The organism is Cryobacterium arcticum, from assembly GCF_003185895.1.
In the GTDB taxonomy this organism is placed as follows: domain Bacteria; phylum Actinomycetota; class Actinomycetes; order Actinomycetales; family Microbacteriaceae; genus Cryobacterium; species Cryobacterium arcticum.
This window is the reverse complement of sequence record NZ_QHLY01000005.1, coordinates 241242-267414: the sequence shown is the minus strand read 5'-3', so window position 1 is coordinate 267414 and position 26173 is coordinate 241242. Positions and strand designations below refer to the sequence as shown.

Genomic DNA, 26173 nt, shown 5'->3' with positions numbered 1-26173 from the left:
TGTTTCCGGGGGCTGTGGCCTCTTTCAGAGCGCGGTACCCCACGAAAGCCCCACAATTGTTTCAGCGCGTACCGCATCGAGGCGGGCCGAAACGGCGTCGAGGTCGTCATCGAACAGGTCGGCGTAGGTGTCGAGAGTCATTGCGGCGGACGCGTGCCCGAGCATCCGCTGCACCGCCTTGACGTTGGCGCCTGAACTGATGGCGAGACTCGCGGCCGTGTGGCGAAGGTCGTGCGGGGTCACCCGAGGGAAGTCGGTGTCTTCCGCCTGTGCCGCCTTCACGGCCCTGTCGAACCATCCGCCTCGACCCTGCGGTCGCGGAAAGTGCACATCGCCTTTGCCCAACACGAGCTGATTACGCGACTTGCCCTCACAGGCGCGAGCGAGACCTTCGGACAGGAACTTGGGGAACGTCACACTTCGGTTCTCGTGGGTCTTCGGAGTCCCGACCTCGATTCTGCTGTTGACCAGGACGGCGTTCTCTTCGACCTGCATGCGCCGTCGGAGCATGTCGAGTGAAGAGACACGGAGCCCGATAGCCTCGCCCCACCTCAGGCCCGTATAGGACAGCAGGTAGACGAGCGTTGCGTACTCGGGGGAGATGTTGAACGCGTGCTTCGCGAGGATCTCCACCTGGGTGCTGGTGAGGTAGTTGCGCTTCTTCCGGACCTTCCGCGGCATCTTGACTCCGCGGGCCGGGTTCGATGCAATGCGTCGATCGAGTACTGCGATGTCCAGGATGCCGGCGAGCACGCCATAGGCGAGGATGACGACGCTGGCCGAGCGTGGCTTGCCGTCGTTCGCGGCGAACTTCGTCGCCCAGGCTTGCACCTCCGAGTGCCGGATCTCTCCCAGGCGCCGGCTGCCCCACGCGGGCTTGATGTGGACCCGCCATGCGGACTCGAGGTTCTTGCGGGACGAGGGCTTGAGGTGGGACTGGTTGCCCACCCAGATATCGCCCAGGTCCCCAATGGTCGCTTTCGCGCTGGCCGGGTCGCGGTATTCGCCACGATCGGTGGCGACCACAATGCCGGCGAGGTAAGTCTCCGCATCCTTCTTGCGTTCGAACCCACCCTTCTCGCGGGACTTGCGGTCGGGGTCGCGGTATCTGACTCGGTATCGCTTGCCGTCGGCCGTCTCGTACGCGTTGACGCTACCCATGCTGTTCTCCATTCGTAGAGGCGTTGGTGCCTCTACTCCTTAGCCATGCGGCGACGGGTGCGTGGTCGCTGTCCCGGGACCGCAGCAGGGGGATTCTGTGAGCGCGGCCCGAGTCGCCGCATGGCTTCATACTGGGACCGCCTACCGGTCTCTCTGGCCGCAACGTGAGCGTCGTGGCCGGAAACTCGACTGAAAGAACACAATGCCCGTGTACCTCACCCCCGACCAAGTTGCCGCCATGCTCCCCGGACTTACCCGGGGCAAGCTCGCCCAGCTCCGCTTCAACGGCACCGGCCCGAATTACCGGAAGCCCACGCCGAAGACCGTGCTCTATGTCGAGTCCGAGGTGATCGCCTGGGTAGAGAGTTCGGCTCGCTGGGGCGTCGGCGCCCGCGCAGCGTGACAGCCGATATGGGGTGCGGTTACACATCGGACCCCCGCTTCTTCTGCCACGGGCCAACTGCCCAAGTGAGGTCGAGAACCTTTGAGAGCGATTCGTAGAGGGTAGCGATACGTGTCTCGAGTTCGGCATGCGTCTTCACTTCATCCGGAGTCATCTCGTCCAGGTCCTCTTCGTCTTCGCGCCAGCGGTCGAGGAGTTTTGTGAACCTTCGCATCTCGGCGAACGTCATCTGATGCACGAGCGCGGGGAGAGGGCCGATGAGGCCCATTTGCTGATGGCCTGTTGCTGATACCCATGCGTCGAACTGCCAAGCAGGAACATCCTTCAGCTCATCACTCAGGTTGGGAATGTCAAGCGACTCAAAGGGGCGATCAGCGCGAGTCAAGAGCATGAGAGGCGAGATGCCCAAGGCGGCCGCAATGTTCAGGAGTTGAGATATCGATATATCGGCCTTCCGTCCGCTCTCAATGTTCTGGAGTACGGCGGCGGTGATGGGCGGGTGGCCGATCGCCGCTGCCAGATCTGCCGTTGAACCGAGATTCAATTCTTTGCGGTAATAAGCGATTCTCTTGCCCACGGTGTTCGGAATCTCAGTCATTTTGACAGCATACAGCCGTTTTGGTTTCCATACAGACATAATTGCTGTACTGTGAATTTGGAGGCGAAACCGAGCCTCTTCTGTCAAAACGAAGGAGAACCCCTTGGACAAACTGTTGTCGATCGAGGACATGTGCGAACGATTTCCGGGAACTAGCCGCGGCTCGTGGGCTCAGCTCAGGTACGCCGGACGTGGTGGCCCACGATGGAGAAAGGTCGGAAAGCGGATCTACTACGCCGAAACCGATGTAATCGCGTTCCTCGAGGAATCCGTGCGCACGAGCACCGCCGCCTGAGCGAAGTGCGGAAATCAAGTCGGGCTGATCACTCGCCGGACTACAACACCCTGACTCACCGGGACCCGACGGCCGACAGCGCCATAAGGAACATGCTCCCCGGGGTCTACCAAATCACCCACGAGAGCGGGCTGCGGTTCTGGATCGATTCAGACAGCCTCAGGCCGCTCCTGGCACAGTGCGATGCACATGTTGCCAGCCGATCCGGGCGCACACATCTGCGCCTGAAAAACAAAAACCCCGGCACCGCGCCAACGGTAACCGGGGAAGACAACCGCCCCACAAGCAACTAACAAGGGAAACGATTCATGAACGACACTACCAGCACAGCAAGCAGCGACACCATCGTCTGCTCCACTCTGGGCTACACGATCCGCGACGCAGCAGCCATGCTCGGCGTCGTTGAGAGCACCATCGAAGGAGCCATCAGGAAGGGCTCGCTGAGGGCGATAGAACTCCCGGGCAGAATGCCGTTCATCACGGCAACCGGGCTGCAGTCGTGGCTCGACAGCTTGCCTGACTGGCTGCTCAGCGCACCGGAGAACGCCTGGGACCGCTGCGCCGGCTCGAGCGCCACCAGCTAGGGGCGACGATGACCGACGCGCGACTGCCAGAGAAGTACCTTATGGATCGCCGCATCATCCGACTTAGTGCCACGGACTTTCGGGGCTACGTCATGGCCACGCTGTGGAGCGTATCCAACCGGACGGACGGCGCAATCCATTCTGACGATCTCGTCCTCATTCCCACGTTCGCTGGCACCACAATTGCGACTCTTGTAGCGGCCGGGCTGTGGAACGTGAACGCTGACGGGTGGACGATCGCGGACTACGAAAACACGCAGACCAGCAGGCACGATCTTGAGGTGCTGGAGAACGCCAGGCGAGCGGACCGAGAGAAGAAGCGTCGCCAGCGGGCCGACACCAAGGGGAGCCGTCCCACCTTCGCCCCAACTCCCGGGGACGATCCCGGGGATGTGTCCCGGGGGACAACACAGGATAGGACAGGACAGGACAGGCAAGGACAGGCTGAGTACTTAGAGCCTGTAGAGCACAACAACGCTGAGCACCAACCGGTCCCGCCTGAACCCGTTGTGAACCAGCAGACGGGTGAGGTCACGGGCTCTGATCCTGTGCCTGCACGCTGGGAGTCCTATGTCGAGGACGGCAAGCGCAAGCGTCGGAAGGTCGCTGCCTGATGGGCGTGGTCTTGGAGTGGCCGGCCGTGGAGCCGGGCAGGCCTTATAGGTGGCTTCTGAATCTCGACCTCGATTCGCCGGCTCCAACGTGCGTCAAGCATCGGGAGCGCACGAGCGGGCTTGGCATTTGCGACACCTGTGTGTCCGAGTGGCGGGCATCTCTAGGGGCCGACCCTGACGAATGGGTTGAGTGCCGCGTCTGCTGCTATCCACTGCACCCTGCCGCAGAGGCGGGCGGCTTCGACACCTGCCCGTCCTGTGACACGTCGCCGATTGAACGGGTCGACCCCAACAACGAGGAATTTTCGACCCCGAATTTTGACCTCACCATCACATCATCGAAGGAGAACTCATGACCACAATCAGCGGCCCCGTGAACGTCACGAGCCTGCCGATTGCCCCACCTGGGGTGAATCTGTATCTGATGCTCTCCGACAGCGCCGGCAACCTCTACCGTGCCGGTCTCGTGCACGCCGGCCCCGCGCGACCCGGCGAAGGCCTCGAGTGGGAAGCAACGGGGGTCAAGCCGTGAGGTCAGCGGAGGAGCTGTCGGCCATGTGCCTGGCTGGTGCGTGGGTGTCGTGGATCGACGGGGGCAGCCTCCTAGATCGTCTCGGAGTCTCGGAGGCTGCGAGTCTGTTCCGGTCGCACGGCCCGTTCACCGCGCATCTGCACGTCCTTGCCGACGACATGGGCAGCACGACCACAGGCGCGACGTTCGGGGCACCAGAGAGCATTCCAGTCCTGTACCGCGGAGCAGTGCCGAGTGGGCGCGAGGGCATGTCGTGGACTGACTCCATGACAGGCGCTCTCGGCTATGCATGGCAGACGGATGGTCAGGTGTTCACGTGTGACTTCGAGCCGACGGACTTCCTCGCTCGCGTTCACCTCACCTACGAGGATGACCCATCGAAGTCTCACTACGAGTGGATCATGCGGCCAAACGGCAAGGCATTGCTCTGGTCGCCGCCGTGGCTCGCTGAGGCATCAACCGAAGTAATTGCTGCTGAACACGAACGTCTGAAACGCGACCTCGAAGAGTTCCTTGAGGCCGATGACCACCGGAACCGAGAGATTCGCCGCGCAATACGAGACGCTTCCCGCGTCGAGGTGCCCGGGTGAGCGACCTGGGAGACAGGGGCAAACGCGCCCTGGACGCCATGAAGGCACAGCGCAACGCCGAGACTCAACGCCGGGTCGCAGCAGAGCGCAAGTACAAAGACCTGCTCGCCGTGATTGCTAGGGCCGTAGTACTCGAACTGCGTGCGGCTAAGTACATAGAGATTCACGAGCAATTGCCCGACGCCCAACCTTTCACGAAGGAGACACCTTGACTGAATCACCATCAACCCAACCCGGTTGGCCCGCCGACACTGGTCCGCTGCGGACCCTGCAAGACATCGGCATCATCCCGGAGGGCTCGAACCGCCTCACGTGGGCATCAGACAGCCGAACGCTGACCACGAATGGCAGGACCAGCTATAAGGCGCTGTGCAAGTTCATGAACAAGCAAGCGCTCCGAGAGCTTGCAGCCCTCACCCTCGAAGGCTGGAACGTCAACGTCGAGGCGTCCGGCCTCAAGTTGAAAGTTGTGATCGCTCTCGCTGCACTCACCGATACCGGGCACCACACCCCAACCCACCCGACCCGCATGGAGAACCACGCATGAGCCGCAACGAGTCCACCCCCACCCCACCGCTCCCGAAAGAGGAACAAGCAATGACCGCAACAGCCCGGAACACAAATCGAATCGAAACCGCACGTTCACTCATCAAAGACACCGCACTCGGGCTCATCCCCGGCTTCAGCCAGCGAGCCAAGATCCTGGAAACTCTTGGCCTGACGGCAGTGCATGACGGCATCCCAGTAGTGCGACCCTCGCTGCAACGTCCGGGTGCCGTCGCGGCGGTCGAAGCCGAGATCGAACGCCTGCTGCTCGCCGGGGATGAGATCCCGAACGACATCGGCGTCCCCATCCTTGAAGCCGAGAAAGTCGACGCTGCACTGAACGTGCGAGCGGCCGCAATCGATTCAGTGGTGCGACACCAAGTCTCAACAGACGAGCTCTTCAGTGAACGGGCCATCGGCGCTGCGTTGAATTACTTGAGGGTGGAACTGGCGCGAGTAATTGACACTGCCAAGTCACATGCCTCGTCGCTGGGGAACGCAACGACGTCTGCCGGAGTGATCGAAGCCGGGCCCGCGACGATCAACGCGTGGCGAGAACTTGGCAGCTTGGCCGAGGAGTACAACGAGATCCGATCGGTACAGCGCGACCTGCAGCGTGCTCAGAAGAGTTCGCTGATCACCTTCACAGATGCTCGCTTCGAGGCAACTGCACTGTTTGCCAACGCGCTGGACATCCACCCGCACTGGGTAGATCGGCGCATTGAGGCCGGCCTGGTGAGCAGCGCCAACGAGCCGCGGACGATCGCGTATCGAGAGTGGTTGGGTAGTGCTCGCCGGTCACCAGCATTCGACAAGGGACTCGAGCCCGCATACAGGCTCGCCTTGATCGCGACCACCACGACACCCTGGATCCCGAGCCCGAGTGCATTCGAGGAAGCCTATGGGCTCGCCAATCACGCCTCGAGCCAGGCCAGGCCCGACGTCGTTGCCTCGATGGAAGACGCTCGACTCAAGTACTTCACCCTCACCGGTGCCGACCATAACCACGAGGCAGCAGAGGGCGTCAAGCCGTACGGCATCGGCATGAAGGCATTCCTGCTCTCCAAGAACCGGGACTAACAGCCGGCGTAAGCCTGCCGACAAGTCGTTTCGATTGGTGCGGGCGGCCCCACTACAGACTCACAAGGGGTCGCCCGCACCTCTCCCCGCATCCCTGCAGGAGACGATGACCACAGGACCAGCGGGCGCACGCACACCCGCACACATGCACAGCGCTTCCGCCTAGGCACCTGGCCCGGGGGGTGAAGCCCCCCCCGTCACCCCTGGTCGCCGGGGAGGGCTAACTAATCGGCCGGGCTGCTTGGCCCCGGTTTTTTCCCTGACAAAGGACACTGACGTGACAACCTCGCCCACACCACCGCCGCGTTCGCTCAAGAATCGGGGTCGCCAACTCTGGATATCCATCCACGCTGAGTTCGAGCCGCACGAGCACGAGACGGCGCTAATCCTCGAGGTCTGCCGCACCCTCGACACTATCGACGCCCTGGCAAAGTCCATCGAGACTGACGGCGTGATGATCACCGGATCTCAAGGGCAGCTCGTGCTCAACACCGCCGTCGCTGAGCTACGCCAACAGCAAGCCGCGTATGCCCGACTGCTGCCATTACTCAACCTGGACTCGTCCGCGTCCGTGGTCGGCATTCTCTCGCCCACACAGGCCCGTGCAAGCCATGCAGCGACCGCCAAGTGGGCGCCCGTCAAGGAGTTGAAGGCTCGTGCGTAGGCGCGCCGACAGCCAAGCCATCCTCGAGGGCGATACTCCCGCCGAACTCAAGGATCTGTGCCACAGCGTCTGGGAACGTCCCGCCAGTGCTGCCGACTGGATGAGCACTAACGGCCTCGAGTCCAGCACAGCCGAGATGAGCGCTCTCGCAGGTCCCCTATCGCGACACTTCGCCGCATCCGCAGCGTGGGCAAGACGACAGGGCATGGTGAGAGAGGGAACGAATGGGATGTCCCTGCTCGACTACCCACTCATGCGAGACGCTGGCATCCCGCCCCACGGTGGAGCGAGGATGGAAGAGAAGATGACCGCAGCGGGCGTAAAGGTGTCGAGCTAGTGAGCGCGCGTGTGTGCGGCGTCCCAGGGTGCCCCACCCTCTACGACGGCAGCGAGTCACGGTGCCAAGCGCATCGATCAGCAGCAAGGGCCAAGCGCACCGAAAACAAGGTGTACTCGAGCGAGGGCCACCTCGCCTTCCGACGTCAAGTTCTTGCGCGTGACGTGACCTGCGTTCTCTGCACGGTTGCTCGATCGACTGTCGCTGACCACTACCCGCTGACTCGACGCGAACTGCTGGCCTCCCATGCTGACCCTGACGATCCGGCGCGTGGTCGGGGGCTGTGCGCTCGATGCCATAACAAACACACAGCGGCGTCATCGCCAGGTGGATGGGCTGCCCGCGGTTAGCTCTCACCGACCCCCTAGGGCCCTGGCCCCAGGGGTCAACGACCCTCTCCCCGGGCGGTCTCCGGGGCGGTGACCCTTCTCTCCCCACTCGTTTTTGAGGGAAAAACTGCCCCAGTCTGGCCATGTTTCCTCGATTTTTTGTCACGAATAGAAGGGTCGCTGCCCCGGAGGTCGCCCAGGGCGGTTCCCCATAACCCCAACCCCCTACCGGCTGGTGATCGCACCGGTGTCCGCTGCGATACTGTGACCGCATGTTCATTGCCAACGCCGCCGCCCCCGCATGACCACCAAGGAAGAATTCGATGCCTTTAAGGGGCACCGCCTGTGGGCCAGCAGCTCCAATGTGGTCTCAGCGGCTCTTGCTGCTATCGGTCGCACGACAACAGACCGCTACACAGTCGCCCGCGCCGTAGCCGTCGCTCGGTACGTCAAGAGTTTCAGGCCGATAGAGCCATACCTGTTTCCCAGCCAACGAATCTCGCAAGCAGAAGCTCTGGCGGCGCAAACTGACGGTGTACTCACCCAGTTGGCCGGCTGGGACCAATCTGCAGCGATGCTCCCGGCGACTGTCAACGCGATAGATGCAGGCTGTGACCAAATCCTGTCCTATCTCACGGACTTCAAGTGGCCAAGCGGTCGCCGAGGGACTGAGGGCGACGGTGTTTCCGCTTCAATCGATGCATATAGACAGGTTGCCGACCAATCTCTTGAAGGGATTGCAGAACAGATTGCTGCCGCTCAAGCTCGATTGTTGAAGCTAGAAGAGCAGGCGAACGCTCTCGCCGAGGCGTCCGCTGCCCGAGCCCTCGAGGCGGAAGCGTCGCTCACCGAGATTCAAGCACTCGATCAGTTGCAGGCCGATAACGCCACCAAATACCTGAAAGAGGTGCTGGGTGACGTTCGGTCCGAGGCTGATCAACAGAGATCGACGCTTAAGGACGAAGCCGCAGTCTTCTTGGCGAGTCTCAAGGAGAATCACGAAAGCGGAAACGATCTCATAAAGAAGATCGCCGATCGGGCAGTTGGCGGAAACTACTTGGACTTCGCAGAACATGAGAAGAAGGCGTACGGGAATTGGAACAAGATCGCCATAGGCTCAGCCCTGTTGGCGTTCATCTATCTGGCGGCCGAGTTCGCCTTCGGGAATCATGACGTTGAAGGTGCGGCGCTTCGAGTAGGCGTTTCCTTGACGCTGGTCGCGTTGTCGGCGTACGCGTTCCGAGAAGCTGGCAAACGTCAGAGACAATCCGTGGAGGCTCGCTATCGAGCTCTGGATGTCATCGCGATGCCCTCGTTCAGCAAGGGTATGAGCGTCGAGCAGAGCGAGCGGCTTCGCTACCTAATGGGTGAGCGCTTGTTTGGTTCCCACGTTGATGGAGAGGGCATATCAAGCAACAAAGGAGAAGCTGTGAACATCTCCTTGGATCCGGCAACGGTCAAGGCTGTCGCAGATGCCTATAAGGCTGCAAAAGCCGCCGGGCTCATCGCCTGACACCTTCCTAAAGCCTTACAAGCCCGCACCCGGGACACTGCCACACCACCATCTTGCCCCGTTCTGTCGCTTCTATTGGAGCCGACGGGCGGGGCATTTTGGGGTTTCTAGGTCTTCCACGCGCGTGAGTGTGTCATGGCTTGGGTATCAATTGTGATCGGAATCTATCGTTTGCGGCCTGTTTCCGTATGCAAGGGATTTCGGAGCATAGCCGCATTTCGCCGTCGCAGTCTTCGGGAATGACCGCCCAACGACCGACCGCTTCCGCACCCATTGCGTACAACCTTGATGGTGCCGCACTCGCAGTTGGCGTCATCCCACGCCGCTAGCCAGCTAGTGCGTTTTTCGGAGAAGGTGGCGCAGGATCGCCGGCGATGCGGCAACAACCTGGACCGGACCAGTCTTGCCCACGCCGTCGCCGGTAACTGAGATGGCTTCGACTGGTGCCTCGGTGTCCAGAACCTTCGCTAGCCCGGGTGCCATGCCCTTGTTGAAGTATCCAATGATGTCGTTGCTCGACGCGGCGCACACAGCTACCGCGTTCTTATCAAAGGCATTGTTAGGCTCCCGCACCAGCCGAACCTTCGAACCTGGTCGAAAGTCCCCGGCTCGCACCGCCGCTTTGTGGTAGTCGAGGCCTCGAACGCTGACGGACCAGATCCCCATTCGTCGGAGGTGCTTGTTCCCGACGCTGACCAAGAGTCCGGTCGTCGGCTCCGTGAGCCAGAGCCGACCCTTGTGTGACTGTAGGTACAACGTGGGCATGCCGGCGGCATCACTCACAAGCAATTCGTCCCAGCGATCACTTGAAAGATAGATGCTCGAGTCGGGGAGCGACAAGCTGGGGGCCGGTAGGTGGGCCAAGTTCTTTGCGACGTATTGCGTACCCGAGCGCGCGGCCGACGTCTGCGATCTGACCGCGATGGGCGGGGGAGCTGCGGTTTTCGGTTTACTGGCGCCTACTACTCCCTTGTAAACGAAATACAGCGCCACCAAGAAAAAGCAAACGGCAAGTATCAGTTCCATACAAACGCCCCCTTTGCAGGCAAGGCTATCGACCCGGGGAATGACGAGAACCCCCCATTCCGGGTCGCCAGCCTAAAGCCGCACCATTCCGCACTCAGGGCATCGCCAGACGACCGCAGTCCAACGCTCGACGGGCTCCATCCGGCTTAGGCAGTCGGGGCAGTTTGGGGTGTCAAGGTCTTCCACGGTGTGCATTGTGCCACGACCTCGCGTGATCCCACCGACAAATCATCCTGTCACGGTGGATTCTTCCGAGCCGTCGGCGATCATCTCGGCAAAGACATTCTCGAGTCGGTTGCGGCTGATGCTCTGGAGCGGTGTGGTGATGTACAACACACACTTCGGGCAGATCGCAGTGACGTGCAACTCCGTCGCGTCCCATCGCAGCGCTCCAAAGAGTCCGATCATGCCAGCCTGTGGCAGCCGAGGATCGATGTAGTACACCGCTTCCCCTAGTTCGTGGCAACCGTCCACCTGGCAGCGCACAGACAGCAGGAGGTAGGCCCGCGGGTCATTCTCTTGCTCGCGCGTTAGGAGTTTCGGTTCGCGAGCTTGGCTCCACGCCCGGATTCCCGTCACGGTCGTGAGTTCTTCGAAGAATGATTCGGCCATAGCCTCAGCCCCCCTGATTACGGGTCAATGTACCCGTTTGCATGCTGCGGCGGAAGTGCTTGAGTCCCGAGCGCGACTTCGGCTGGCACGGCTACTCCGAGGGATTAAGGCCTCACCAGCCCGCGCCCCGAACAACTCCACACCACCAAAGCGCCCTGTTCTGTCGCGTCCAGTTGGAGCAGGCAGGCGGGGCAATTTGGTGATTCCAAGTCGTCCATGGGCGCATCCTGACACGATCCTGGTAACGATTCGCTTCGGATCTGCCTATGTGAGGACTGAATTCGTGAATAGGAACATTTGTCGTTCGACCGAGTGTGTCGGACGTAGGCTGCCCGGATGATTGACTTACGCCCCGTAGCCCCGGCCCCCATCTCGTACAGCATCGAAGGCGCATGCCGTGCAACCGGCCTCTCCGAATTCGTCATCGCGGCAGCCCTTAAAAAGGGAACACTGACCGCCCGCTACTACGGCAACAAGCCCCTTGTTGGGCACGCCGACCTGCTCGAGTGGTTCAACAACTTCCCCCTCGACAAGCAGACGCCCGGGGAGGCACGACCATGATCGATCTGGACGACATAAACACCGCCGAGCAGGCCGCGGCATATCTGAAGATAGAGCCGTCCAAATTGCGTCGCTTGGTGTACCAACAGAAGATCGGATACCTGCGGTCGGGTCGAACTCTCACGTTCCCTCGTGCTGCCATCGAGGCATATGTGGAGACCTATCAGACTGCCGCGCTCCCGGGAAACCCCTACGGTCTCACGGACGCGTCCTGGCGGCGAATAAGCGGTCAGCAAGGGTGAGTCGTGCGGACTGCTCAGACCATGGAATGGCGTTACAGCCACGGCTCCAACCTGCGCCACCCCACACGCAAACCCCACAACTCCCCACAATCCACTCAGATTGAGCAAATCGAAACGGACCCAAATCCCGCGTAATTCCGGGCAAGTCAGCTAACAACCCCGCCGATACTGGGCTTCGCCGCAGGTTCGAATCCTGCCGTCGCGTCGAGTCACCCGGCATGCTGTTGACTGTGTTCATGACTGCCGAGCCACAGAGCTACTACCTCACGGACGACAGCGACTGGCACGCGGACTCGATGCCACCCATCGCTGCGCAACTGCGCAACTGCATCTTCGGCAGCGACTGGTTGGAGGGTGAGCCGTCGGCATTCGACACCGGGCACCGGGAAACGGCTCGCCTGCTGGAAACAAACGTGGGCGTATCGCCGACCATCCTCGGACAATTCGACCCCAAGCAGCCGAGAAAGTCGATTCCGCCGGACCGGACGGTCCTGACCCTCTTTGAGAAGCGCGCGGTCGTCGCCGAGGGCAAGCTCGTGCGGATCTGGCCGCACCGACATGAGGCAAAGCCGAAGCGGGGATCCGCAGGTTTCTTCGCCATCACCGAGGGCACGAGCTTCAGCCATTTGAGGGTGCAGCTCTACGACGAGATCAACCATGCTGTGGCCCAGGCGAAGGTGCTTTCGGCCCGGATGAACGGCTCCCCAGTCGTCGTCGTACGTTTCCTCAGCCAGACCGACTGGTATTGAGGCATCCGCCCGCTAAAAAGGCAATAGTGCGCAAAAAAGGACGATATTCGCGAAAACGTCCTTATGAAGTGACTATCTCCTTTTTAGGTGACGTGTTCTACCTGAACGCCCCGCGGTACTTCGCCGAGGGGTGCCGTTCGTTGGTGAGTGCCGATCCGGTCAGCTTCTCGCGCAGGCTGCCCGGCGCGTATTCGCGCTGCTGCAGGCCGCGGTCCTGCAACACCGGGGTGACGTGGTCGACGAAGTCGGTGTAGCTGCCGGGAAGGACCCAGTTGACGACGTTCACGCCATCGACACCGGCCGCCCGCCAGTCGTGCAGCTGGTCGGCGATCTGATCGGGCGTGCCCACCACCCGGATGTGCCGTTTGGCCGAGAGCTCGCCGAGGTCGCGCACCGTGGGCTCGCGACCCTCGATGCTGTGCGTGACGCTGGCCAGAGTGGACCTGTTGCCGTTGGTGGTGATGTCGCGCAGCAGGGTGTCCGGCGGGTAGGGCGTGCCGTCGTCCTGCGCGACGCCGAGGTTGGCGTGGGCCAGGAAGCCTTCCTCGCTGGCGTACTCGTCGTACTCCCGCTCGAGGCGCTTTGCCTCTTCCTCGGTGCTGCCGATGATGAAACTCAACGCCACGTAAAAGAGGATGTCGTCGGGACCGCGCCCTTGCGCCACCGCGACATCGCGGGTGTCGCTGATGATCGTCCGCACCTGCTCTGGGGTGCTGCCGCCCACGAACTGCGCCTCGGCGTGGGTGCCGGCGAACTGGCGGCCCTTGGGGGATGATCCGGCCTGGAACAGGAACGGCGTGCGCTGCGGCGACGGTGACGACAGGTGGGGTCCCTCCACCCGGTAGTGCTCGCCCTCATGGTTGATCCGGTGGATACCGTCGACGTCGGAGAACGCCCCGGCCTTATCCCGTAGCAGCGCGTCGTCGTCCCAGGAGCCTTCCCAGAGCTTGTAGACCACGTCGAGGTATTCGGCGGCCTGGTCGTAGCGGCTGTCGTGGTCGCCCAGCCGGTCGAGACCGAAGTTGCGGGCCGCACTCTCCTGGAAGCTGGTCACGATGTTCCACGCCACCCGGCCGCGCGAGATGTGGTCGAGAGTCGACACCCGGCGGGCGAATTCGAACGGATGCGCCTGCAGGATCGAGCTGGTGAATGCCAGGCCGAGGTGCGTGGTGTGGGTGGCCAGCGCGCCGAGCAGCACCGACGGGTCGTTGTTGGGCAGTTGCAGGCCCTCCCGGGCGTTCACCGTGTAGTTGCCACCGACGGGTCCGTAGACCCCGACCACATCGGCCAAGAACAGGGCGTCGAAGGCACCCCGCTCGAGGGTCTGCGCCACCTCGATCCACAGGTCCACGTCGTTGAACTCGTGCTGCCGGGCATCCGGTCGCCGCCACTGGCCGTGCTGGATGTGCGAGGCCGTGTTCATCACGAATGCGTTGAAACGCAAGGGCCGGGCCTGGGCGTGCGGAGACGAGGTCATCAGCCCACACTACGAGAGGCGCCGGGCCCCCACGCAACAGTCGGTCATACCGGCGGGGTTAGGCTTTTGGGATGCGTGCAACAGTTATTTACGGCGAGCGGGATATCCGACTCGATGAAGTTCCCAACCCCGTTCTCTCCACCGGCGGCGACGCCATTGTGCGGGTCGTAGCGGCCTGCGTGTGCGGCTCAGACCTGTGGCCGTACCGCGGTGTGACCCCCACCAAGGAGCCGCACCGGATCGGCCACGAGTTCGTCGGCATCGTCGACGAGATCGGGCCCGACGTCACCACCATCAAGGTGGGCGACTTCGTCATCGCCCCGTTCTACGACTGCGACAACACCTGCGTCAACTGCGTCAACGGCGTCAGCACCTCCTGCCTGAACGGCGGCTGGTGGGGCTCGAACGACCAGCTCGGCGGGTTCGCCGACGGCGCCCAGGGCGAGCGTGTGCGGGTTCCGCACGCCGACGGGTCGCTGGTGGCCACCCCCGTGCAGCCCACGGATGACCAGGTTCCCGGCCTTCTCACCCTGGCCGATGTGATGGGCACCGGGCACCACGCCGCGGTGTCGGCCGGCGTCACCCCTGGCAGCACCGTCGTGGTGGTCGGCGACGGGGCCGTCGGACTCTGCGCGATCATCGCCGCCAAGCGCCTCGGCGCCTCCCGCATCGTCGCCATGTCGCGGCACGCCGACCGGCAGGCCGTCGCCCGCGAGTTCGGCGCCACCGACATCGTCGAAGAGCGCGGCGACGCCGGTGTCGAGCGCATCCACGAGATGTTCGACGGCGTGGGCGCCGACTTCGTGCTCGAGTGCGTCGGCACCCAGGAATCGATGGACCAGGCGATCCGCTCGGCCCGCCCGGGTGGCATGGTCGGCTACGTCGGCGTGCCGAACGGCGGCGCCGAGCTGCCGATCAAGGCACTCTTCGGCCGCAACGTCGGCGTGAACGGCGGAGTCGCATCCGTGCGCGCCTATGTTGAGGAACTGCTGCCGGAGGTGCTCAGCGGAGCGATCAACCCCGGCCGAGTCTTCGACCTGCAGCTGCCGCTGACCGAGGTGGCCGAGGCCTACGCCGCCATGGACCAGCGCCGCGCCATCAAGGTTCTGCTGCGCCCGTAGGGTGCAGCGCTGAACGACGAACGCCCCCTCGCGAGATGCGAGGGGGCGTTAGTTATGTGTGCGGCAAGTGGGGCGGGATGCGCGCACTGCGGAGAGTGGCGCATGGCGCAGCGCCGAGCGGCCCCGCTGGCAGCAGGTCCGCCAGGTGAGTTGCCAGTTTGCGCCCCCTCAAGGTGCCTGAGGGGGCCGGAACTGGCATGTCACAGCGGAGCCCGAGGCCGAGTTGCCAGTTGGCGCCCGTTCGACGTGCCGGAGGGGGCCTCAACTGGCAACTCGGGTGCAGGTCTTAGTCGTTGACCAGCACAACCTCGGTGAGGGGCTTGCGGGTGCGCGGGGCGGTCTCGCGCTGGAGCAGCTCGGGGGAGAGCGCCTCGGCGTCGCCGAGCACACCGAGCACAGTCACGGTGACGGCGGCCTGGCTGGCCTTGAGGTTGAACGCGTCAGCCAAGCCCTTGCGGTCGATGCCGCCGAGCTGGTGGGTGAACAGTCCCTCGTGCTGGGCCTGGATGGTGAGGTGGGCGACGGCCTGGCCGAGGTCGTACTGGGCCCAGGGGTTGTCACCCTCGGCGATGTTGAGGATCAGCACGGATGCCTTGTCGGCCCACGCCTGGTTGAAGCCCATCAGGTGCTGGTGGATCTTGGTGAAGCTCGCGGAGCCGCGGCGGGCGACGATGAAGCGGGCCGGCTGGTTGTTGTTGCCGGACGGCGCCCAGCGGGCGGCTTCGAGCACCGTGGTGAGGGTGTCTTCGTCGATCACTGCGGTGGGGTCGAAGCCACGGGGGCTCCAGCGCTCAGCGAGGGCGGGGAGGATCGGCGACGTGGTGTCGGCGACGCGGCTGTGGGAATCGGTGATGAGGGTCATGGTGCCCGGCTTTCTATACCAATGAGGTGAATCGGATGTGGGGCACCGTTGTCCCTGTGACTCCAACGCGCGGCGCGCGCAGGTATTCCATGCATTCGCATGTGAGTTCGTACAGGTGGGCTCGCAGTCGCAGAGGCAGGTGCACCCAGCGGTGTACCTGCCAGAGCGCCGGGTCAGCCGGCGGGCGTCTGGGCGGCCAGGCTGTCGCGCACCTGCCGGCGCAGCACCTTGCCCACCAGCGAGCGAGGCAGGTCGTCGACCTCGACGATGCGGCGAGGCACCTTGTAGGCGGAGATGCGGGTGCGGCAGTATTCGCGCAGGCCCGCAACGTCGAGGGTGGCGCCGGGGACAAGCACGACCGCGGCAATCACGTCTTCCCCGCCGGTCTCGGCCTTGAGGCCGACCACGGCGGCATCGGCGATATCGGGGTGAGACAGCAACGCGGCCTCCACCTCCGACGGCGACACGTTGAAGCCGCCGGTGATGATGAGTTCCTTGATGCGGTCGACCACGGTGACGAAGCCGTCGGATGACACCGTGACGATGTCACCGGTGCGCAGCCAGCCATCCGCCAGCAGCACCTGGGCGGTCTCGGTGGGGCGGTCCCAATAGCCGGAGAAGACCTGCGGGCCGCGCACGAGCAGCTCGCCCTCTTCGTCGAAGCCGCGGTCCACGGTGGGATCCTTCGGGTCGACGACCCGGATCTCGGTGCTGGGGAACGGCACGCCAACCGTGCCGGGCCGGCGGCTGGAACCGATCGGGTTGCCGACCGCGATCGGTGAGCACTCCGTCATGCCGTAGCCCTCGACGAGCAGGCCACCGGTGGCGGTCTCCCAGAGTTCCACTGTCGCCAACGGCAGGCTCATCGCTCCGGAAATGGCGTACTTGGTGCCGCGCAGGCTGATGCCCTTCTCGTTCGCCGCCTTCACGAGCTTGTCGTAGATCGGCGGCACGGCGGGCAGGAATGTGGGCGGGGTGCGCTTGACGGCGTTCAGCACCAGACCCACGTCGAACTTGGGGAACAGCACCAGGCGGGCACCGATGGACATCGCCACGGTGAGGCAGAGGGTGAGGCCGTAGGCGTGGAACATCGGCAGCACGCCGTAGAAGACCTCTTTGCCACGTTCGAGGCCGGGCACCCAGGCTTCGCTCTGCTGGGCGTTGGCCTGCAGGTTGAAGTGCGACAGGATGGCGCCCTTGGGCGTGCCGGTGGTGCCGCTGGTGTACTGCAGCACGGCGGTGTCGCCGAGCAACGGGCGCGGATGCGCGGTGCGCAGCCGGCGGGAGCCCACTAGGGCGCTCCACTCGATGGCGTCCTTGAGCGGCTGGGCCACGGTGAGGGCGCCGCGGGCGGTGCGGGACTTGGAGATCGGCAGGCGCAGGGCCAGCCGGGTGGCCAGCGGCATCGACCGGGTGATGTCGACCGCGACGACGGTGTGCAAGCCCATGTCGCGGGGGAAGCCGCGCACCATGGAGTAGACCTTGTCCCAGACGATGGCGACGCTGGCGCCGTGGTCTTCGAACTGGTGGCGCAGTTCCCGCTCGGTGTAGAGCGGGTTGTGCTCGACCACGATCGCGCCCAGGCGCAGCACGGCGTAGAACGCCACGATGTGCTGCGGGCAGTTCGGCAGCACGAGCGCCACCCGGTCGCCCGGCTTCACGCCGAGACGGCGCAGGCCGTTGGCCACCCGGGAGATCTCGTCGCCGAGTTCGGCGTAGGTCATGGTGCCGCCGAAGAAGTCCAGCGCGACCTCGCCGGCGAACCGGCGGGTGGAGCCCTCGATCATGTCGACGAGGGTCTCGGTGGGGTCGGGGATGGCGTTGGGCACGCCGACCGCGTAAGACGCCAGCCAGGGTTTGCTCGCGAAGACGTTCATGCTGTGGCCAGCTCCTTGGTCAGGGCGGCGACAAAGTCGTCGACGTCTTCCGGGGTGGTGTCGAAGCCGCACATCCAGCGCACCTCGCCGGTGGCAGGGTTCCAGTCGTAGAACCGGTATGCCTCGCGCACCTTATCGGCCACGCCTGCCGGCAGCACGGCGAAGATCGCATTGGCCTGCGTGGGCTGGCTGAACGAGATTCCGGTCACCGAGCCATCCATCAGGCCCTCTTCCAGGGCACCGCGCAGGCGCGCGGCCATGGCGTTGGCGTGATCGGCGTTGCGCAGCCACAGGTCACCGTCGAGCAAGGCGATCAGCTGGGCGGAGATGAACCGCATCTTCGACGAAAGCTGCATGTTGATCTTGCGCAGGTACTTGAGCCCGGTGGATGCGTCGGGGTTGAGCACCACGATGCACTCGCCCAGCATCATGCCGTTCTTGGTGCCGCCGAAGCTGAGCAGGTCGACGCCGGCGTCGGTGGTGAATTCCTTGAACGGCACCCCGAGGGCGGCGGCGGCGTTGGAGATGCGGGCTCCGTCCATGTGCAGCAACATGCCCTTGGCGTGTGCGTGGTCGGCGATGGCGCGCACCTCGGCCGGCGTGTAGAGGGTGCCGAGTTCGGTGGTCTGGGTGATCGACACCACGAGCGGCTGGGCGCGGTGCTCGTCGCCCCAGCCCCAGGCTTCCTGGTCGATCAGGTCGGGGGTGAGCTTGCCGTCGGGGGTCGCCACCGGCAACAGCTTGAGCCCGCCGACACGTTCGGGCGCGCCGCCCTCGTCGGTGTTGATATGCGCGGTGCTCGCGCACACCACCGCTCCCCAGCGAGGCAGCATCGACTGCAGCGCAGTGACGTTGGCGCCGGTGCCGTTGAAGACCGGGAACGCCTGCACGCCCTCGCCGAAGTGGCGGGCGAATACTCGCTGCAGTTCGGCGGTGTACACGTCGTCGCCGTAGGCGATCTGGTGGGCGCCGTTGGCACGTACTATCGCGTCGAGGATCTCCGGGTGGATGCCCGAATAATTGTCGGAGGCGAAGCCGCGGGAGAGTAGGTCATGGAGGGTGGTCACACTCCATCTTGGCGCAAACAGACGCAGTGAATCTGTGCGTCTGCTCCGGGGCCCCGCACGGAACGTGTGCGGAGGCCCCGGGGCAGACCGGATTCTTTGTGGCGGAACGATTCGCCGCGCAATCGGCGGGCTGCTCCGCCGGGTGATCAGCCGCGCAGAGCCTGCTTGTAGGTGACCCGGCCGCCCATCCGCAGCAGTGAGTTGCGGTAGATGCGGGAGCCGAACAGGATCACCCCGGCGGTGGTGAGGGCGAGGATGACCAGCGACAGGATCGGCTCCCACCACTCGGCCGTACCCAGGAAGATGCGCACGGGCATCCCGACCGGGGCGGAGAACGGCACGTACGACATGATCGCCATCACCAGCGGGTTGTCGTTGAAGATGATCACCAGAATGTAGGGGAGCATCACCAGGTACGTGACCGGGGCGGTGGTGGTGCCCACGTCTTCCTGCCGAGACACCATCGAGGCCGTCGCGGCGAACAGGGCGGCGATCATGACGAAGCCGAAGGCGAAGAACACCGCGAACCAGCCGATGGCCGGGCCGAGGTCGGCCAGCAACACCCGTTGCCCGGTGATCGCCATACCGATGCCTACCAGCAGCGCGATCGCCACGATTTGGCCGAACGCCATGATCGAGTTGCCGACCACCTTGCCGGCCAGCAGCGCACGCACCGGGATGGTGGTCATCAGGATCTCGACCACGCGGGTCTGTTTCTCTTCGACGACGCTCTGCGCGATGGTGGAGCCGAAGGTGAGCGCCGACATGAAGAACACCAGGCCGAAGCCGAGCGCCACCAGGTAGACGAGGAAGCCGCCCTGGGCCGCCGGGTCGAGCAGTTCGACGGCGGGGGAGACGCTGAGCGCGTTCATCACGTCGGCCGGCGGGGAGTCGAGGGCGATCACCGACACGCCGAGTAGGGAGTCATCCGGCACCACGGCGGCCGACACGGTGCCGTCGCGCACGAGCGCTTCGGCTGCGGCGACGTCGTCGGCGGGCACCGCGGTGAGGCCCGAGGACTCGCCGACGACAGCGCTAGCGGTGCCGACCACGGCGACCTGGGTGGTGTTGGTGCTGGTGTTGGCGCTGAGGATGCCGCCGGCGATCACGGAGCCCACGGCGATCAGCAGCAGGATGCCGGTGGAGATGAGGAACGCCTTGCTGCGCAGGCGCGAGGCGATCTCCCGGGAGGAGACCAGCCAGACACTGGCCCAGAAGCTGGGCGCGGTGTGCGTGGCGCGGGTGCGGGCGGGCGTGTCGCGGCGGGGTTCGGTAGCTGTGCTCACTGCACGACCTCCTTGAAGATGGTGGCGAGGGATGGCCGCAGGTGGCCGAATGAGTGCACCGCGCCGCGGGACAGGGCCTCGCGCAACACGGTCTGGCTGGCGGCATCCGAGTCGGCTTCGAAGACGGCCTCGCCGCCGTCGAAGTCGATCACGGTGATGCCCTCGACGCCGCGGATCCAGCCGGCATCGACGGCGGAATGGATCTCGAATCGCGGCGTGCTGAACTGGTCGCGCAGCTTCTCGCGGGAGCCGTTGGCGCGGATCTCGCCGGCGGCGATGATCACCAGGTCGTCGCAGAGTCGTTCGACGAGGTCGAGCTGGTGGGAGGAGAAGAGCACGGGAGCCCCGGCTGCGGCGTGCTCCTTGAGCACCGTGAGCACCACCTCGACCGCGATCGGGTCGAGACCGGAGAATGGCTCGTCGAGCACCAGGAACTCGGGGTCGTGCACCAGGGCCGCGGCGATCTGGGCCCGCTGTTGGTTGCCCAGCGAGAGTGACTCCACCAAGTCGCCGGCCCGCTGGTCGAGGCTGAGCCGCTCGAGCAGGTCGTTGGTGTTCTGCTTGGCAGCGGCGGGGCTGAGCCCGTGCAGCCGGGCCAGGTAGACGAGTTGCTCGGCCACCTTCATCTTCGGGTAAAGCCCGCGTTCTTCGGGCATGTAGCCGAAACGGCGACGGTCACCGGCCGTGAGCGGGGTGCCATCGAGCAGAACGCTGCCGGAGTCGGATGCCAACACACCCAGGATGATGCGCATCGTGGTGGTCTTGCCGGCGCCGTTCGCTCCGACGAATCCGGTCATGCGCCCATCACCCACGGTGAAGCTCACGTCGGTGAGCACCTGATGGGCACCGTAGTTCTTGTTGATTCCCCTGATCTCGAGCATGTGAGCCCTTTCGTCGTCTACCCATAAAGCTACGGATGCGCTGGTGCCGCAACATCCGTCTGGGGGCTGAACGCTGGACTCCGCCGGACGGAGGAGGTGGTGCCCGGCTGGGAGGCTTCGGCTACTCGTCCCAGGGCAGTTCTTCGCCGAAAGGTACGGGTTGCAGCGGGATGATGACCACCGGGCGGTGTTGTCCGTGGGCGAGTTTCACGGCGATGGACCCGGTGAAGAAAAAGCGGAAATTGTGCCGGATCGTGGGTTCGCGCGAGCCCACGATGATCATCACCGCGCGCACGGTTCCGGCGAGGCGGCCGAGCGCCTGGGCCGGCTCGCCGGCGAGGGCGCGGGTGGACCAGGTGACGGAGCGGCCGTGCAGCACGCGTTCAATCTGTGCGGCCAAGCCGGGATCGAATTCGGTCGTGGGTGCTTCGAGCGAGTCGGGGTCGAACGAGGCCGAGGTGACGCTGCCGTCGGGCAGCTCCTCGAGCACGAAGCGGCTCGGATCCACCGCCGCGCAGATCAACTCGGCACCGAACTGGGCGGCGAACTCCGACGCGGCCAACACCACCGCATCGGGTTGGCCGGAGGTGACGCCGACGATGACTGGCGGGGGTGTGCGCACCATGGCTGCTCCTTTGCGACGGGAGGGCCAGGTGCCGGTTCACCCGGTGACGGGCTCTCACTCCGACACTAGCGGGCCTGCCTGCCGCCACGCCGGTTCGCCGGCGCACCAATCCGCGTTCTGGCCGGCGGATCAGAACGGCGGTGGGTCTGCTCTCCCGGTCGACGGCGGCAACGGCGGCCTGGCCGGCGCTGCCGGTGTGGGGGACCCGATGGGGTTGGCGGGTTCGTGGGTGTAGATCTTGCCGCCGGGACTCGTCCAGGTGAGCGCACCGGTCGGGGTTTGCCGGGTGCTGAAGCTGGATTGGTGTTTCAACCGGTGACACGCCTTGCAGAGATGTACGAGGTTTCCGACGGCGGTTGGCCCGCCCCTGTTCCAGGGCACGGTGTGGTCAATTTCACTGTGGGTGGCTTTGCGGTTGCAGCCGATTCCTTGACAGGTCTGATCCCGAATCTCGGTGTACCGCTTCATATCCGCCGGCGGAGTGTACGAGTCCCGGCCGACGGAGAGGATGCACCCGGTTTCCGGGTGGGTGAGGATCCGGTCCTAACTGGGTGCGGTGCCCGCCAGCCGTCGGGCCGTTTCCGGGTCGATCGGCCCGTACCCTTCCAACATGCCGGGTTCGCAGCTCGTGCCCATCAGGGTGAGCACGGGAACGGTGACGTGCACGGTGCCGCGGATGCCTCGGCCGAGGCCGCCGGCGCATTCGCCGTCCAGGAGCAGGTCCCGGAAGGCGTCTGCGCGGCGTTGATCCATCGTGCGCAGCACCACCTCGCAGCCGGGATCGGCGCCGTCGGCACCATCGTTGGTGTCGGCGTCGTTGAGGCTCTTCGCGATCCGGGTCAACCGGTCATACCCCGCCTGCGCCTCATCGGCCTTGAGGTACGCGTTCAACCAAGCCATGCCGTCCACGTCGGGCTGCAGCACCACCCGCCGCAAGGATGCGCCGACGTCGACGCGCTCCTGCAACGACACCGGATGCAACCGGTCCAGTTCTCGGGCGGCGACCCTGCCGAACTGCGTCGCGGTGAGCTTCTCCGCTTTCGGCAGCACGGCCGCTTCGAGGGCGGGCAGTACCTCGTCGGGGGCGCCGGTGGTCACGTCTTGCATTCTCAGCACGTGCGCCCAACTGATCCGCCCCTGCGCCAACGCCTGGTGAAACCCGGGCAGTTTCTCAACCAGGTGGGCGGCGTTGAAGATCATCATCCGCGCCGTCGTGGAGTGCAACCGGAGCGCCCCGGCGACCTCGGTCGCGAGGGTGCGCTCGGCCAGTTCCACGTCGTCCCAGGCCGGCCCGTGCGCGTGGGTGTCGGGATCGTTCGCCCCGGTTTCGACCGGGTCGCCGCGCAGCCCGGCGATGATGGCCGGGTGCTCGCCGAGCCGGTGCAGTTCGGCGAGCAGCCGGGCGCGTTCGGCGAACCCGGCCGCGATCACCTTCTCGTTCTCGATCAGCGGATCGATGATCGCAGCGATCGCGGTCGTGGTGGGATCACGGCCGTCATCGGGGCACACAGGCCCGGTGGAAGCGGCAGTCTCTGCGCCCTCGGATCGAGCCGAGTCGGGCTCGCCTGGTGCGTCTTCGGGTGTGGCGTTTGAGGTGGCCATGGCTCTATAGAACCACCCACCACCGACACTGCAGATCCCAGTAAATCAGCGGTGGAGAAGGCCATCGGCGGCACCCCTGTGGAGGAGAGGCGCCGCCGAATCGGGCAGGTCGAGCGAGCAGTCAGGCCCGTCGCCGAGCAGCCGGGGTGAGTTCGGTGGCGCCGTAGCTGTTGTCGTCGGGGTTGATCGTGACGCCGGGGGCCACGAGTTCATCGATCCGGTCGAGCACCGCGTCGGTGAGCACCACATCCGCCGCGGCCAACTGCGACGTGAGCTGATCCATCGTGCGGGGCCCGATGATCGCCGAGGTGACGGCGGGGTGCCGGATGACGAACGCGAGCGCCAGCTGGATCAGCGTGATGCCGTTTTCCTCCGCGAGAAGCGCGAGTTCCTCGACCACGTCGAGCTTCTGCTGGTTTGCGGGGCTGGTCATGTCGAACCGTGCCGCCGGACGTGCCGACGAGGTGGGGGACGACGCTGAATCCTTGCGCCACCGGCCCGACAGCCATCCGCCGCCCAAGGGGCTATAGGTGAGAATGCCCATGCCGTGCCGCTGGGCGGTCGGCAGCACATCGGCTTCGATCCCGCGGACCAGGATCGAGTACGGCGGCTGCTCGGTAACGAAACGCTGGAGGTTCCTCTCGCGGGCGGTCCACTGGGCTTCCACGATCTGGCTCGCCGCATACGACGACGAGCCGATGTAACGCACCTTGCCCTGACGCACGAGGTCACTGAGTGCTCCGAGAGTCTCCTCCACATCCGTATCGGGGGAGGGGCGGTGCACCTGATACAGGTCGATGTAGTCGGTCTGCAGCCGCTGGAGCGAGTCTTCAACCGAGCGCATGATCCACTTGCGCGATCCGCCCCGGTGGTTGGGCTCATCGCTCATCGGCATGAAGAACTTCGTGGCCAGCACGACATCGTCGCGGCGGCCCTGGAGGGCCTTGCCCGTGATCCGCTCGGATTCGCCGCCGGAATACACGTCGGCGGTGTCGACGAAGTTGACGCCGGCATCGAGGGCGTGGTGGATGACGCGGATGGAGTCCTGCTCGTCGGCGTTGCCCCACGGCCCGAACATCATGGTGCCGAGGCAGAGCGGGCTGACGGAGACGCCGGTGCGTCCGAGAGTGCGGTAATCGATGATCGGATCCGTTCTATCTGGTGAGTGCTGTTAGGGACCACTGGTCGCAGGTCGTCGACCGCAACGTCAGCTGGTGCGGGACTCGTGCTCGGCGGTGGCTGTTTCCTGCGTGGCCGCCCACGATGCCAGTACCTTCAAGGCGTCGGCGGTCGGCGAACCGGCTGCAGCCGTGTACACATTCATCACCAGGCCAGGTTCGCTCGGGAGCTCCATCGATTCGAAGTTGAGATCGAGGTCTCCGACCACCGGGTGGTGGATGCGCTTGACGCCGCTGCGGTGGTGCACGACGTCTCGGGAGGCCCACCGCTCGCGGAACACCTCGCTCTGGGTCGACAGCTCACCCACGAGCTTGATCAGCTCGGAATCGTGCGGGTTGCGGCCCGCCTCCAGACGCAGCATCGCGGCGGCATCGTTGGCGATCTGGTCGTAGTCCCGCCAGAACTCCCGGGCGGCCGGGTTCAGATAGGTGAACCTCGTCGTGTTCACCGGCCGGCGGGGGTCGTCGAAGACCGGTGAATACAGCGCCCGGCCCATCTTGTTGGCGGCAAGGATGTCGTGGCGGCCATTGCGAACCCACGCCGGAGCATCCGACACGGCATCAAGCACCTGGAGCACAGCCGGCCGCACCGACGACGCCGGCCGTTGCTGTCGCAGAGGCGCCGGGCCCGCGGCCCTGGCCAGGTCGAAGAGGTATTCGCGCTCGGCCTCGTCCAGCAGCAGGGTGCGGGCGAGTGCATCCAGCACGCTGTCGGAAGCGCCCGCGAGATTCCCGCGCTCCAGGCGCACGTAGTAGTCGACCGAGACGCCGCTGAGCATCGCGACCTCTTCGCGGCGCAACCCGGCGACCCGGCGATTGCCGCCGTAGACGGGCAGCCCCGCCTGCTCGGGAGTGATGCGAGCACGGCGCGAGCTCAGGAATTCACGGATCTCTGCGCGGGTTTCAGCCATGCCCCAACGCTAAGTCAATCCATCGGGATTCGGGAGGCACTGCCGGTACCTGCCAGTTACTGCTGCGGTGCCCCTGGCACGACGATGCCGTGTTCGTAGGCGTAGACCACGGCCTGGATGCGGTCGCGCAGGTCTAGCTTCTGCAGCACCTTCGAGACGTGGGTCTTCACCGTGGCCTCGCCCAGGTAGAGCCGCCCGGCGATCTCGGCGTTGGCCAGGCCCAGGGCGATCAGCTCGAACACCTCGCGTTCGCGCTCGGTGAGGTCGCCCACCGCGGCAGGCTCCGGCCGGGCCGCCTGCCCGGTCGGCCGGGTGCGCAAGGCAGCTCGTTCCGCCGCCGCGACATCCGCGGCCCCGGTGGGCGAACCCTGCGCGAACCGTTCGATCACCCGACGGGTGATCTCGGGGGAGAGCAGGGCGTCGCCGCGCGCGAGCACCTGCACGGCCTCGACGAGAGCTTCTGGGGAGGAGTTCTTGAGCAAGAACCCGCTGGCCCCGTGCTGCAGCGCCTGGAACAGGTAGTCCTCGCGGTCGAAGGTGGTGAGCACGAGCACCGCGGCCCGGCTGGACGGGTCCGCGATGATCTCGCGGGTGGCGGTGAGGCCGTCGATGCCGGGCATCTGCACGTCCATGCAGATCACGTCGGGCTGCAGAATGGATGCCTGCCGAATGGCGGCGGCGCCGTCGGCGGCTTCACCGACCACCAGGATGCCCGGCTCTGACTCCAGGATGATGCGGAACCCGGCGCGCACGAGGGCCTGGTCGTCGACCAGCAGCACCCGGATCGGGGCCGCGTCAACGGGCGGGAAGGCGGTCTCGGCCGGGTTGGTCATGCCCCCACGCTAGCCGG

General features: G+C 65.0%; 30 protein-coding genes. 14 read left to right on the top strand and 16 right to left on the bottom strand.

Annotated elements, in window-relative coordinates; genetic code table 11:
* Nucleotides 1–24: 24 nt before the first annotated feature.
* Entirely contained in the window at nt 25–1161 is a 1137-nt protein-coding gene (locus CTB96_RS02845) for a tyrosine-type recombinase/integrase (RefSeq protein ID WP_110125899.1), read from the bottom strand.
* 202 nt (nt 1162–1363) lie between these two features.
* Between CTB96_RS02845 and CTB96_RS02840 the strand changes: the two genes are divergently transcribed.
* A complete protein-coding gene (locus tag CTB96_RS02840; protein WP_110125398.1) occupies nt 1364–1564 on the top strand; it encodes a helix-turn-helix transcriptional regulator in 201 nt (66 codons plus the stop codon).
* A gap of 19 nt (nt 1565–1583) precedes the next feature.
* On the opposite strand, the gene CTB96_RS02835 is transcribed toward CTB96_RS02840, so the two are convergent.
* The gene (locus CTB96_RS02835) at nt 1584–2294 is read right to left on the bottom strand and encodes a helix-turn-helix domain-containing protein (protein WP_110125397.1); all 711 of its coding nucleotides are present in this window, start codon (nt 2292–2294) and stop codon (nt 1584–1586) included.
* Nucleotides 2295–2765: 471 nt separating this feature from the next.
* Here CTB96_RS02835 and CTB96_RS02830 point away from each other — a divergent pair, with 471 nt between their 5' ends.
* The 9 genes from CTB96_RS02830 (at nt 2766) to CTB96_RS20300 (ending at nt 9246) form a co-directional block, all read left to right on the top strand.
* Nucleotides 2766–3041, top strand: coding sequence for a helix-turn-helix domain-containing protein (locus tag CTB96_RS02830; protein ID WP_110125396.1), 276 nt, complete (start codon nt 2766–2768; stop codon nt 3039–3041).
* Nucleotides 3042–3049: 8 nt separating this feature from the next.
* The gene (locus tag CTB96_RS02825; protein ID WP_110125395.1) at nt 3050–3655 is read left to right on the top strand and encodes a hypothetical protein; all 606 of its coding nucleotides are present in this window, start codon (nt 3050–3052) and stop codon (nt 3653–3655) included.
* A gap of 352 nt (nt 3656–4007) precedes the next feature.
* Nucleotides 4008–4187 (top strand): hypothetical protein, encoded by a 180-nt coding sequence (locus CTB96_RS02820; RefSeq protein WP_110125394.1) that lies wholly within the window; start codon nt 4008–4010, stop codon nt 4185–4187.
* Between the two features lie 44 nt (nt 4188–4231).
* On the top strand, nt 4232–4777 hold the full coding sequence (locus tag CTB96_RS02815) for a hypothetical protein (protein ID WP_146215737.1): 546 nt from the start codon (nt 4232–4234) through the stop codon (nt 4775–4777).
* Entirely contained in the window at nt 4774–4989 is a 216-nt protein-coding gene (locus CTB96_RS02810) for a hypothetical protein (protein ID WP_110125392.1), read from the top strand. Before CTB96_RS02815 ends, CTB96_RS02810 begins: the two co-directional genes overlap by 4 nt.
* Entirely contained in the window at nt 4986–5324 is a 339-nt protein-coding gene (locus CTB96_RS02805; protein ID WP_110125391.1) for a hypothetical protein, read from the top strand. Before CTB96_RS02810 ends, CTB96_RS02805 begins: the two co-directional genes overlap by 4 nt.
* Nucleotides 5325–5374: 50 nt before the next feature.
* A complete protein-coding gene (locus tag CTB96_RS02800; RefSeq protein WP_110125390.1) occupies nt 5375–6403 on the top strand; it encodes a hypothetical protein in 1029 nt (342 codons plus the stop codon).
* A 277-nt stretch (nt 6404–6680) separates the two neighbouring features.
* Nucleotides 6681–7067 carry a terminase gene (locus CTB96_RS02795; RefSeq protein WP_110125389.1) on the top strand — a complete coding sequence of 129 codons (387 nt, stop codon included), beginning with the start codon at nt 6681–6683 and terminating at the stop codon, nt 7065–7067.
* A 967-nt stretch (nt 7068–8034) separates the two neighbouring features.
* Nucleotides 8035–9246, top strand: a complete 1212-nt coding sequence (locus CTB96_RS20300; protein ID WP_146215735.1) for a hypothetical protein — start codon at nt 8035–8037, stop codon at nt 9244–9246.
* A gap of 333 nt (nt 9247–9579) precedes the next feature.
* On the opposite strand, the gene CTB96_RS02775 is transcribed toward CTB96_RS20300, so the two are convergent.
* Nucleotides 9580–10272: an HIRAN domain-containing protein gene (locus tag CTB96_RS02775; protein ID WP_110125386.1), complete on the bottom strand. Its 693-nt coding sequence runs from the start codon at nt 10270–10272 to the stop codon at nt 9580–9582.
* Between the two features lie 228 nt (nt 10273–10500).
* Nucleotides 10501–10884: a hypothetical protein gene (locus CTB96_RS02765; protein ID WP_110125384.1), complete on the bottom strand. Its 384-nt coding sequence runs from the start codon at nt 10882–10884 to the stop codon at nt 10501–10503.
* A 336-nt stretch (nt 10885–11220) separates the two neighbouring features.
* On the opposite strand from CTB96_RS02765, the gene CTB96_RS02760 reads away from it, so the two are divergent.
* The 3 genes from CTB96_RS02760 (at nt 11221) to CTB96_RS02750 (ending at nt 12436) form a co-directional block, all read left to right on the top strand.
* The gene (locus CTB96_RS02760) at nt 11221–11445 is read left to right on the top strand and encodes a hypothetical protein (RefSeq protein WP_110125383.1); all 225 of its coding nucleotides are present in this window, start codon (nt 11221–11223) and stop codon (nt 11443–11445) included.
* The gene (locus CTB96_RS20985) at nt 11442–11687 is read left to right on the top strand and encodes a helix-turn-helix domain-containing protein (protein WP_110125382.1); all 246 of its coding nucleotides are present in this window, start codon (nt 11442–11444) and stop codon (nt 11685–11687) included. The genes CTB96_RS02760 and CTB96_RS20985 overlap by 4 nt, the downstream gene beginning before the upstream one ends.
* Nucleotides 11688–11923: 236 nt before the next feature.
* Complete coding sequence (locus CTB96_RS02750; protein WP_146215734.1) at nt 11924–12436, top strand: hypothetical protein; 513 nt, start codon at nt 11924–11926, stop codon at nt 12434–12436.
* Nucleotides 12437–12533: 97 nt separating this feature from the next.
* Here CTB96_RS02750 and CTB96_RS02745 read toward each other — a convergent pair whose 3' ends face one another.
* The gene (locus tag CTB96_RS02745) at nt 12534–13913 is read right to left on the bottom strand and encodes an LLM class flavin-dependent oxidoreductase (protein WP_110125380.1); all 1380 of its coding nucleotides are present in this window, start codon (nt 13911–13913) and stop codon (nt 12534–12536) included.
* Between the two features lie 71 nt (nt 13914–13984).
* Between CTB96_RS02745 and CTB96_RS02740 the strand changes: the two genes are divergently transcribed.
* Nucleotides 13985–15034: a zinc-dependent alcohol dehydrogenase family protein gene (locus CTB96_RS02740; protein WP_110125379.1), complete on the top strand. Its 1050-nt coding sequence runs from the start codon at nt 13985–13987 to the stop codon at nt 15032–15034.
* Nucleotides 15035–15320: 286 nt separating this feature from the next.
* Here the strand turns inward: CTB96_RS02740 and CTB96_RS02735 are convergent, their stop codons facing one another.
* The 11 genes from CTB96_RS02735 to CTB96_RS02685 all read right to left on the bottom strand — a co-directional run bounded on the left by CTB96_RS02735 (nt 15321) and on the right by CTB96_RS02685 (nt 26156).
* Entirely contained in the window at nt 15321–15896 is a 576-nt protein-coding gene (locus tag CTB96_RS02735) for a nitroreductase family protein (protein WP_110125378.1), read from the bottom strand.
* Nucleotides 15897–16069: 173 nt separating this feature from the next.
* On the bottom strand, nt 16070–17773 hold the full coding sequence (locus CTB96_RS02730; RefSeq protein ID WP_110125377.1) for a long-chain-fatty-acid--CoA ligase: 1704 nt from the start codon (nt 17771–17773) through the stop codon (nt 16070–16072).
* Nucleotides 17770–18840 (bottom strand): threonine aldolase family protein, encoded by a 1071-nt coding sequence (locus CTB96_RS02725; protein WP_110125376.1) that lies wholly within the window; start codon nt 18838–18840, stop codon nt 17770–17772. Before CTB96_RS02725 ends, CTB96_RS02730 begins: the two co-directional genes overlap by 4 nt.
* Nucleotides 18841–18986: 146 nt before the next feature.
* Complete coding sequence (locus tag CTB96_RS02720; protein WP_110125375.1) at nt 18987–20126, bottom strand: ABC transporter permease; 1140 nt, start codon at nt 20124–20126, stop codon at nt 18987–18989.
* On the bottom strand, nt 20123–21007 hold the full coding sequence (locus CTB96_RS02715; RefSeq protein ID WP_110125374.1) for an ABC transporter ATP-binding protein: 885 nt from the start codon (nt 21005–21007) through the stop codon (nt 20123–20125). The genes CTB96_RS02720 and CTB96_RS02715 overlap by 4 nt, the downstream gene beginning before the upstream one ends.
* Nucleotides 21008–21128: 121 nt before the next feature.
* On the bottom strand, nt 21129–21632 hold the full coding sequence (locus CTB96_RS02710; protein WP_110125373.1) for a universal stress protein: 504 nt from the start codon (nt 21630–21632) through the stop codon (nt 21129–21131).
* A gap of 129 nt (nt 21633–21761) precedes the next feature.
* Nucleotides 21762–22100, bottom strand: coding sequence for an HNH endonuclease signature motif containing protein (locus tag CTB96_RS20980; protein WP_110125372.1), 339 nt, complete (start codon nt 22098–22100; stop codon nt 21762–21764).
* 75 nt (nt 22101–22175) lie between these two features.
* Nucleotides 22176–23234 (bottom strand): DUF222 domain-containing protein, encoded by a 1059-nt coding sequence (locus tag CTB96_RS02700; protein ID WP_110125371.1) that lies wholly within the window; start codon nt 23232–23234, stop codon nt 22176–22178.
* A 121-nt stretch (nt 23235–23355) separates the two neighbouring features.
* Complete coding sequence (locus CTB96_RS02695) at nt 23356–24315, bottom strand: aldo/keto reductase (RefSeq protein WP_427846459.1); 960 nt, start codon at nt 24313–24315, stop codon at nt 23356–23358.
* Nucleotides 24316–24441: 126 nt separating this feature from the next.
* A complete protein-coding gene (locus tag CTB96_RS02690; RefSeq protein WP_110125369.1) occupies nt 24442–25323 on the bottom strand; it encodes a helix-turn-helix transcriptional regulator in 882 nt (293 codons plus the stop codon).
* A 56-nt stretch (nt 25324–25379) separates the two neighbouring features.
* A complete protein-coding gene (locus CTB96_RS02685) occupies nt 25380–26156 on the bottom strand; it encodes a response regulator (protein WP_110125368.1) in 777 nt (258 codons plus the stop codon).
* Nucleotides 26157–26173: the final 17 nt, after the last annotated feature.

What these genes read in the sequence shown, in the direction of transcription:
- CTB96_RS02765 (WP_110125384.1), bottom strand. Translation starts at nt 10,884, where the DNA reads ATGGCCGAATCATTCTTCGAAGAACTCACGACCGTGACGGGAATCCGG.
- CTB96_RS02690 (WP_110125369.1), bottom strand. Translation starts at nt 25,323, where the DNA reads ATGGCTGAAACCCGCGCAGAGATCCGTGAATTCCTGAGCTCGCGCCGT.
- CTB96_RS02775 (WP_110125386.1), bottom strand. Translation starts at nt 10,272, where the DNA reads ATGGAACTGATACTTGCCGTTTGCTTTTTCTTGGTGGCGCTGTATTTC.
- CTB96_RS02825 (WP_110125395.1), top strand. Translation starts at nt 3,050, where the DNA reads ATGACCGACGCGCGACTGCCAGAGAAGTACCTTATGGATCGCCGCATC.
- CTB96_RS02820 (WP_110125394.1), top strand. Translation starts at nt 4,008, where the DNA reads ATGACCACAATCAGCGGCCCCGTGAACGTCACGAGCCTGCCGATTGCC.
- CTB96_RS02700 (WP_110125371.1), bottom strand. Translation starts at nt 23,234, where the DNA reads ATGGCCACCTCAAACGCCACACCCGAAGACGCACCAGGCGAGCCCGAC.
- CTB96_RS20980 (WP_110125372.1), bottom strand. Translation starts at nt 22,100, where the DNA reads ATGAAGCGGTACACCGAGATTCGGGATCAGACCTGTCAAGGAATCGGC.
- CTB96_RS02835 (WP_110125397.1), bottom strand. Translation starts at nt 2,294, where the DNA reads ATGTCCTCGATCGACAACAGTTTGTCCAAGGGGTTCTCCTTCGTTTTG.
- CTB96_RS02800 (WP_110125390.1), top strand. Translation starts at nt 5,375, where the DNA reads ATGACCGCAACAGCCCGGAACACAAATCGAATCGAAACCGCACGTTCA.
- CTB96_RS20985 (WP_110125382.1), top strand. Translation starts at nt 11,442, where the DNA reads ATGATCGATCTGGACGACATAAACACCGCCGAGCAGGCCGCGGCATAT.
- CTB96_RS02845 (WP_110125899.1), bottom strand. Translation starts at nt 1,161, where the DNA reads ATGGGTAGCGTCAACGCGTACGAGACGGCCGACGGCAAGCGATACCGA.
- CTB96_RS02750 (WP_146215734.1), top strand. Translation starts at nt 11,924, where the DNA reads ATGACTGCCGAGCCACAGAGCTACTACCTCACGGACGACAGCGACTGG.
- CTB96_RS02840 (WP_110125398.1), top strand. Translation starts at nt 1,364, where the DNA reads ATGCCCGTGTACCTCACCCCCGACCAAGTTGCCGCCATGCTCCCCGGA.
- CTB96_RS02760 (WP_110125383.1), top strand. Translation starts at nt 11,221, where the DNA reads ATGATTGACTTACGCCCCGTAGCCCCGGCCCCCATCTCGTACAGCATC.
- CTB96_RS02830 (WP_110125396.1), top strand. Translation starts at nt 2,766, where the DNA reads ATGAACGACACTACCAGCACAGCAAGCAGCGACACCATCGTCTGCTCC.
- CTB96_RS02740 (WP_110125379.1), top strand. Translation starts at nt 13,985, where the DNA reads ATGCGTGCAACAGTTATTTACGGCGAGCGGGATATCCGACTCGATGAA.
- CTB96_RS02695 (WP_427846459.1), bottom strand. Translation starts at nt 24,315, where the DNA reads ATGATGTTCGGGCCGTGGGGCAACGCCGACGAGCAGGACTCCATCCGC.
- CTB96_RS02730 (WP_110125377.1), bottom strand. Translation starts at nt 17,773, where the DNA reads ATGAACGTCTTCGCGAGCAAACCCTGGCTGGCGTCTTACGCGGTCGGC.
- CTB96_RS02735 (WP_110125378.1), bottom strand. Translation starts at nt 15,896, where the DNA reads ATGACCCTCATCACCGATTCCCACAGCCGCGTCGCCGACACCACGTCG.
- CTB96_RS20300 (WP_146215735.1), top strand. Translation starts at nt 8,035, where the DNA reads ATGACCACCAAGGAAGAATTCGATGCCTTTAAGGGGCACCGCCTGTGG.
- CTB96_RS02715 (WP_110125374.1), bottom strand. Translation starts at nt 21,007, where the DNA reads ATGCTCGAGATCAGGGGAATCAACAAGAACTACGGTGCCCATCAGGTG.
- CTB96_RS02745 (WP_110125380.1), bottom strand. Translation starts at nt 13,913, where the DNA reads ATGACCTCGTCTCCGCACGCCCAGGCCCGGCCCTTGCGTTTCAACGCA.
- CTB96_RS02710 (WP_110125373.1), bottom strand. Translation starts at nt 21,632, where the DNA reads ATGGTGCGCACACCCCCGCCAGTCATCGTCGGCGTCACCTCCGGCCAA.
- CTB96_RS02685 (WP_110125368.1), bottom strand. Translation starts at nt 26,156, where the DNA reads ATGACCAACCCGGCCGAGACCGCCTTCCCGCCCGTTGACGCGGCCCCG.